This window comes from Corynebacterium sp. BF-R-2, from assembly GCF_024586525.1.
Classification (GTDB): Bacteria; Actinomycetota; Actinomycetes; order Mycobacteriales; family Mycobacteriaceae; genus Corynebacterium; species Corynebacterium singulare.
Genome location: NZ_JAMFTP010000033.1, coordinates 1 through 1,220, shown reverse-complemented (window position 1 = coordinate 1,220; position 1,220 = coordinate 1). Strand labels below are relative to the sequence as shown.

At 55.6% G+C, this 1,220-nt stretch carries 1 protein-coding gene and 1 pseudogene; both read left to right on the top strand.

Going from position 1 to position 1,220, the window contains the following annotated elements; genetic code table 11:
* The first annotated feature begins 76 nt into the window (after positions 1–76).
* Positions 77–445, top strand: a complete 369-nt coding sequence (locus tag M5J09_RS13145; RefSeq protein ID WP_012360778.1) for a recombinase family protein — start codon at positions 77–79, stop codon at positions 443–445.
* Positions 446–510: 65 nt separating this feature from the next.
* Positions 511–1,131, top strand: a pseudogene (locus M5J09_RS13140) (APH(3'') family aminoglycoside O-phosphotransferase); the annotation flags it as partial.
* Between the last annotated feature and the right edge of the window lie 89 nt (positions 1,132–1,220).

The window sequence follows — 1,220 nt, the reverse complement described above, 5'->3', positions numbered from 1 at the left end:
AGGCCTCAGCATTTTATTATGGTGATCCCCTGGGCGAAATGCGCCTGGTAAGCAGAGTTTTTGAAATGTAAGGCCTTTGAATAAGACAAAAGGCTGCCTCATCGCTAACTTTGCAACAGTGCCCGCTCAGATCGACACCACGACTGCGTCCGGTCGCATGGTGTTCGGAATCTTCGCCACCTTGGCCGAGTTCGAGCGAGATCTGATCCGAGAGCGCACCATGGCGGGTCTCGCCTCCGCGAGAGCGCGCGGTCGCAAGGGCGGACGAAAATTCGCGCTCACCAAAGCTCAGGTGCGTCTCGCGCAAGCCGCCATGGCCCAGCGCGATACTTCAGTTTCCGATCTCTGCAAGGAACTCGGCATCGAGCGCGTCACTCTCTACCGATATGTCGGTCCCAAAGGCGAGCTCAGAGACCATGGAAAGCATGTTCTCGGACTTACGTAGCAACTCGTTTCTTTTCGCAGGTTGAGCCACCTCCGCGCTTCATCAGAAAACTGAAGGAACCTCCATTGAATCGAACTAATATTTTTTTTGGTGAATCGCATTCTGACTGGTTGCCTGTCAGAGGCGGAGAATCTGGTGATTTTGTTTTTCGACGTGGTGACGGGCATGCCTTCGCGAAAATCGCACCTGCTTCCCGCCGCGGTGAGCTCGCTGGAGAGCGTGACCGCCTCATTTGGCTCAAAGGTCGAGGTGTGGCTTGCCCCGAGGTGATCAACTGGCAGGAGGAACAGGAGGGTGCATGCTTGGTGATAACGGCAATTCCGGGAGTACCGGCGGCTGATCTGTCTGGAGCGGATTTGCTCAAAGCGTGGCCGTCAATGGGGCAGCAACTTGGCGCTGTTCACAGCCTATCGGTTGATCAATGTCCGTTTGAGCGCAGGCTGTCGCGAATGTTCGGACGCGCCGTTGATGTGGTGTCCCGCAATGCCGTCAATCCCGACTTCTTACCGGACGAGGACAAGAGTACGCCGCAGCTCGATCTTTTGGCTCGTGTCGAACGAGAGCTACCGGTGCGGCTCGACCAAGAGCGCACCGATATGGTTGTTTGCCATGGTGATCCCTGCATGCCGAACTTCATGGTGGACCCTAAAACGGCCCTTCCGGTTTTAGAGTGCGTTGATTTTGTCCTGTAGTTGTCCGGAGTGGATTAGGCATCGCAAGATGTAGTGGTTGAGGTTTTTGAATCCTAGGGCGATGCCGCGTAGGTGTTCGAGTC